Consider the following 5,558-nt stretch of genomic DNA (forward strand, 5'->3'; position numbering starts at 1 on the left):
CGGTGACCACCACCACCGGCAGGACGACCTCGTGCTCCTCGAAGCGCGTCATGGCGAGCGGGTCGGCCAGGAGCACGCTGGTGTCGAGAACGTACATGCGCCGGCCCGTCTTGCGATGGCCCGGCGCATTCTCGGCGTCCTGGATCCTGATATCGGCGCTCATGTGGGAAATCCTTTCAGCCGACGGATCCGACACGGCGTGCCGGTTTTCCCGGTGCAGCGTTCCTCCCTCGACGGGGAATCGACTGCGGAAGGCCTCCCACCGGCCCGGGCACCCTGTCATTCGGTATCCGGGATTCTGTCCGGAAAACCGGCTTTTCAATCCACGGATTCACCGACGGCATCCGATCCGGCACGAATTTCCGGAGGGCGGGTGGGCGACACCGGAAGGTATGTCCGGTAAAGCTACGCCAGCCTGGGACCGAGGCCAACGCTCCCGAATATGACGTGGATCACATCGGGAACGGCGAATGTCGGCCTCCGGGAGCGTCCCCGGAGGCCGACGTCGCTCACCGCGGTCACTCACCGCGGTCGCCCATCGCATCAGAACTCGGCGCCGAGGGTGACCCCGCTGAAGTCGGTCACGGCGTGGAGGCCGAGGTAGCGGTGGCCGGCGGTGGGGTTGGTGACGGTGATGCTCCGGGTGGTGCCGGCCCGGGAGGTCGGGCGAGATCCGCCGCTTCGCCGAGCGCCGAACGGCGGGTGGGCCGCGCCCCGGCGGCCCGGGTGGACCGTGCGCCGGCGGCCCGGGCCGGGCGGGTCAGTCCGGCGGGGTCTCGCGCGGCGGGTACGCCTCGCGGATGGTCTTGCGGGTGGTGTTCAACTTCTTGAGCACATGGGCGACGTGCTGCTCGACCGTGCGCGGGGACAGGAAGAGCGCCTGGGCGATGCTCTGGTTGGTGGCGCCCTCGACGAGCAGTTCGGCGACCTGCCGCTCGCGCGGCGAGAGGCTGCCGCCGTAGCCGCGGCGCCCGCGCGGCGAGGCCTTGGCCGGGCCGAGTTCGCCCAGCAGTTGCCGGCAGCGGGCCGCGTCGGCGGTGGCGCCGAGGGTGGTGTAGGCGTCGGCGGCGGCGGTGAGCCGTACGGCAGCGTCCTGGGGCTTGGCGCGCGCGAGGGCGCGGCCGTGGCGCTCGGCCGCGCGGGCGGCGTCGTAGGGCCGGCCGATGGCCTTCCAGGCCTGGTGAGCGCGGTCGAAGTACTCGGCGGCGGGCACCGGTTCGGTGTCCTGGAGCAGCAGTCCGCGGGCGAGCCGGAGTTCGGCGGCGGCGCCCGGCGCGTCGCGGCCGCGCAGGGCCTGTTCGGCGTCGTCGGCGAGCTTGCCGGCCGCATCGGGCTCCCCGCAGGCCGTCGCCGCCTCGACGGCGACGGGCAGCAGGCCGGTGGCCCTGGCCCAGGCGCCGGCCCGGCGCAGCGCGGTCACGGCGGGCCGGGCGGTCGCCCAGGCCTCGGCCGGGTCGCCCTGGGCGAGGTGGACGGAGGCGATCGCGGCCGCGGCGCGCAGCGCGGAGGTGACCTGGGACTCCCGTTCCCCGTACTCCGCGGCGGCCGTGAAGTGCTTGAGCGCCGGGGTGAGGCGTCCACGGGCCAGGGCGAAGAGTCCGGCGGTCATGTTCCGCTCGTTGGCGGCCATGGCCATGTCCGCGTACTCGGTGCCGAGTTCGGCGAACCGTTCCTCCAGGCCGTTCCAGTGGCCGGCCAGGGCCTCCAGGCGCAGCAGGGCGGTGCGGCTGTAGGACTCCAGGTAGGGGATGGTGGCGCGCCTGGCCAGCTCCCGGCTCTCCGTCAGCAGGGCGGCGGCGCGGTGGTCGTGGCCGAGTTCGATGGCGATCTCGCCGACGTTGTACAGGGCGCGGGTGGTCTGGCGCAGCACGTCGGTGTTCTCGGAGCGGCGGGGCAGCCGGTCGAGCTGCTCCCAGACGGTGGGGTCGCCGTCACGGGCGAGCAGGGTGAGGCGGGTGGCGCGCAGGCCGGCCTTCGCGACGTCGTCGGTGCTGTCCCGCAGGGTCCGCTCGGCCCGGTCCATCCAGCTCCAGGCCTGGTCGGCGGCGTCGTCCCGCTCGTTCACGGCGATGGCGATCATCGCCCGGGTGGCCCGCTCCGGCTCGGACGCCAGCTCTGGGATGGCCTGCCGGATCTCGTGGTAGCCCGCCCGGTCGCCGGCGTGGTTGACCATCAGCAGGCCGAGGGCCAGGCGGATCTCGCCGGAGGTGGCGGCCGGGAGCCGGGGGTCGGTGAGGATCCGCCGCAGGAGGGCGAGGTTGGCGGTGTAGTCCGCGCCGTTGACCGCGATCCGCCCGAGGGCGAGGGCGGCGCGCGAACGCACGTCGGCGGCCAGCGCCGGCTGCTTGAGCATCTGCTGGAGCAGGGCGGCCGCCGTGCCGTCGTCGTCCAGGGCGGTGGCCTGTTCGACCGCCTCCTCCAGCCGGTCCAGCCACGCCTCGCGGTCGCCGACCGCGAGGGTGTGGTGGGCGATCTGGACCAGCGGTGGCGGGGTGTGGCCGCGCAGTTCCTCGATGGCCCGCTGGTGCAGCCGGGTGCGCCGGGGCCCCTGGACGTGCCCGTAGGCGACCTGCTGGGCGAGCACGTGCCGGAACAGGTACTCCCCCGAGCCGCTCTCGCGCAGCACCGCCACCCGCAGGGCCTCGGTGAGACCCCGGGCGCCCTCCTCGGGGTCCAGTCCGGCGACGGCGGTGAGCAGCGGTTCGGCGGCGGGGACGGCGAGCACCGCGGCGGCGTCGACGACCGCCGTACCGGCCTCGGACAGGCCGGCCAGGCGTTCGGTGACCGCCTCGCGCAGCCCCATCGGGACCTCGGCCTGCACCAGGTCGGCGGTGGCCTCGGCGGGGCTGTCGGGGAGTCCGTGCTCGCCGAGCGTGATCAGGTCCTCCTCGGCGACCAGCGGCAGGCCCTGGCTGCGGTCGTACAGGGCCGTGCCCAGCGCCGCGGTGGCGTACTCGCCGAGGGCGGCGCCGGCGAGCTCGTTGATCTCGGCCTCGGAGAGCGGGGCGAGGCGGATCGAGGCGCCGCTGGTGCCGGGTGGGCGGCGGTAGGCGGCGCCGAGCACGGGGGTGTCGGGCGGCAGGTCCTCGGCGCGGTAGGTGACCACCAGGCTGAGCTGCTCGGGCAGGTCGCGGGCGAGCAGCAGGAGCAGTTCGCGGGTGGCCTCGTCGACCCAGTGCAGGTCCTCGACGACCAGGACGGCGGGGCCGATGGAGGCGAGGAAGGAGCGGACGGCCTGGACCAGCTGGTAGCGCTCGGCCTGGGAGTCCTCGGGGCGCGGGGGCGGGGGCGGCAGCCTGGCCGCCAGGTCGGGCAGCAGGTGGGCCAGCGCGCCGGCCGTAGGGGGCAGGCCCTCCTCGGGCAGCCAGTCGCCGGCCCTGCGCAGGGCGTCGGCGACCGGTCCGAAGCGGAACGGCTCACGCAGCGGGTGGCAGGAGCCGATCAGCACCCGGCGGCCCTCGGCGGTCAGCCTGGCGGTCGCCTCGCGGACCAGCCGGGACTTGCCGATCCCGGCCTCGCCCTCCACCAGCACCACCGCCGGCGGGTGCCGGGCGGCGGCCAGCAACAGGTCCAGCTCCCGGCGGCGGCCGACGAACTCGAAGGTCCCGCCGCTCCCTGGAGCCGCATGGACACGAGCCGCTGCCACGCGATCACCTTCCCCTGTCCCGGCCACCGTAGATCCGGCCCGGGACGGCCGCAAAAGGACGAGGGCGCCGGTGACGGTGCGGCGCGGGCGGTGGCCGTGGGGAGTGGGCCGGTCGTGTGAGCGCGGGGGCGTGGGCGGGGCGACGGTGACCGTCGGACCGGGCGTCGGCCTCGGCCCGGCACCGGTTGCCCGGCACGGGTTGTCTAGGGGACGAGGGCCGCCGCAGGGGCGAGGGCCACCGCGGGGGCGGGGGCTGCTTCGGGGGCGGGGGCGGCCGGGTCGGGCAGCAGCAGCTCGGCGGTGACGCGGGTGCCGGCGGGGGTGGCGCGCATGGTGCAGCTGTCGGAGTACGCCTCGACCAGCTTCAGACCGCGGCCGCAGCACGCCTCGCTGTCCGCTTTGGAGCGCCGGTTGCGCCACCGTCCGTGGTCCCTGACCTCGACGACCACCTCGACGCCGTCGGTGGCGAGCAGTACGGCCACGTCCGGGCTGCCGCTGTGGCGTACCACGTTGGTCACCAACTCGGTCACGATGAGCTCCAGCGCCTCGTCGACGCACTGCGGGAGCCGCCATCGCCGTGCCGCCGCCCGGGCGAAGTGCCGGAGGGCCGGCACCGAGGCGGGGGCCGCCCGCATGGCGCAGGCGGCGGACCCGGCTCGGATGCCGGGGCCGCCGCCTGCGGCGATGACGGGGGCGGCGCGGTCGGTGGTGATCATCTATGACTCCCGGGACGAGGGGCGAGGTGGGGACAGGCCTCCTGTTCTGTCACCCTCACCCCGGTTCCGAACCGGAACAATCAGGGGTGTTTTAACCGGGGGTACGTATTTCACCTGACGCGCGCCTTGACGACGGCCGTACCGCAGGTGTCGACGGTATGCCTGACCTGCGAAAACGCGCGCCGCCCGCGCCGGGCCCGGTCAGCCCTTGGTCGCCGCGTACCCGGTCTCGGCCGCGAAGCCCCAGCCCGGGGCGGCGTCCCAGGGGACGTCCAGGACGTCGTCGGTGGCGTAGACGTACCCCGCGCCGCGGGTGAAGGCCGAGTCCAGCACGGTCCGCATCGCGGGCGTGTCCGGGACGCCGTACACCAGGTGCCAGAAGGCCGTGCCGCTCGGGTCGAGCGACGCGCCCGAGTAGTAGCCGGCGCCCTGGTTGAACACGTTGCCGCCCAGCCAGCCGTCCCGGTAGGCGGCGAGGTCGCCCTCGAAGGTCACGAAGACGTCGGCCGTACGGTGCCCGGGCTCCAGGTAGCAGTCCGCGACCGCGGTGCCCGGGTTGTCCACGACCAGCTCGGAGGCCTGGGACGACAGGGCGTACACGGTCTCGTGGACGTAGGCCCGCAGCGCCGCGTAGTGGTCGCGGGTGGCGTTGCCGTCCCCGCAGTCCCGCCCGGAGCGGTCGAAGAAGATCCCGTCGACGTGCAGCCGGCCGTCGGCGGTCCTCAGGTAGTTGTCCACGCGGGCCTTCACCACGGACGCCGGGAGCGTGCCGTGTGCCGTGTCGACGTAGCCGAGCACCTTGGTCCGGCCGCCGTGCGCGGTCACGCCGGTGCGCAGGGCGTCGGCCTGCGCCTGCCAGGCGGTGTCGAAGGGGGCGTAGCCGCTGTCGGGGTTGAGCACCACCACCGAGGGCGCGGGGCGGGTGGCCTGCGCCGCGGCCAGCATGGGCTGCCCCGGCAGCACGTACGCGGGCACCGCGACCTCCAGCCCGCGTCTCGCGCCGTCGGCCGCGGCGTCCGCGGTGGGTGTCAGGCCGGCGGCGGCCACGACCGCGCCGGTCAGGACGACGGACAGGCTTCTGGTCAACGAACGCATCGCGCTCCCTGGTCGGATCGAGGAGTGGAGGAACCCACGGGGTCGGCCTCCAAGCACTCCAACAAGTCGGTGGAGCAGGTGCGCGACGACATCGAGCGTGA

4 protein-coding genes are annotated in these 5,558 nt (G+C 74.7%); all 4 read right to left on the minus strand.

What is annotated here, in order from left to right; genetic code table 11:
• Positions 1–163: PIN domain-containing protein (locus tag ACWEQL_RS40500; protein WP_452156320.1), on the minus strand; the 163-nt coding region annotated here is incomplete at its 3' end.
• 597 nt (positions 164–760) lie between these two features.
• A complete protein-coding gene (locus ACWEQL_RS40505) occupies positions 761–3,646 on the minus strand; it encodes an ATP-binding protein (RefSeq protein WP_452156314.1) in 2,886 nt (961 codons plus the stop codon).
• A 203-nt stretch (positions 3,647–3,849) separates the two neighbouring features.
• Positions 3,850–4,362, minus strand: coding sequence for an ATP-binding protein (locus tag ACWEQL_RS40510; protein ID WP_452156316.1), 513 nt, complete (start codon positions 4,360–4,362; stop codon positions 3,850–3,852).
• A 201-nt stretch (positions 4,363–4,563) separates the two neighbouring features.
• Positions 4,564–5,457, minus strand: coding sequence for a spherulation-specific family 4 protein (locus tag ACWEQL_RS40515; RefSeq protein WP_452156318.1), 894 nt, complete (start codon positions 5,455–5,457; stop codon positions 4,564–4,566).
• Positions 5,458–5,558: the final 101 nt, after the last annotated feature.

It is taken from the genome of Kitasatospora sp. NPDC004240, assembly GCF_053603215.1.

Bases quoted from the DNA above. Each gene is read 5' to 3' on its own strand.
- ACWEQL_RS40510 (WP_452156316.1), bottom strand. From the start codon at position 4,362: ATGATCACCACCGACCGCGCCGCCCCCGTCATCGCCGCAGGCGGCGGC.
- ACWEQL_RS40515 (WP_452156318.1), bottom strand. From the start codon at position 5,457: ATGCGTTCGTTGACCAGAAGCCTGTCCGTCGTCCTGACCGGCGCGGTC.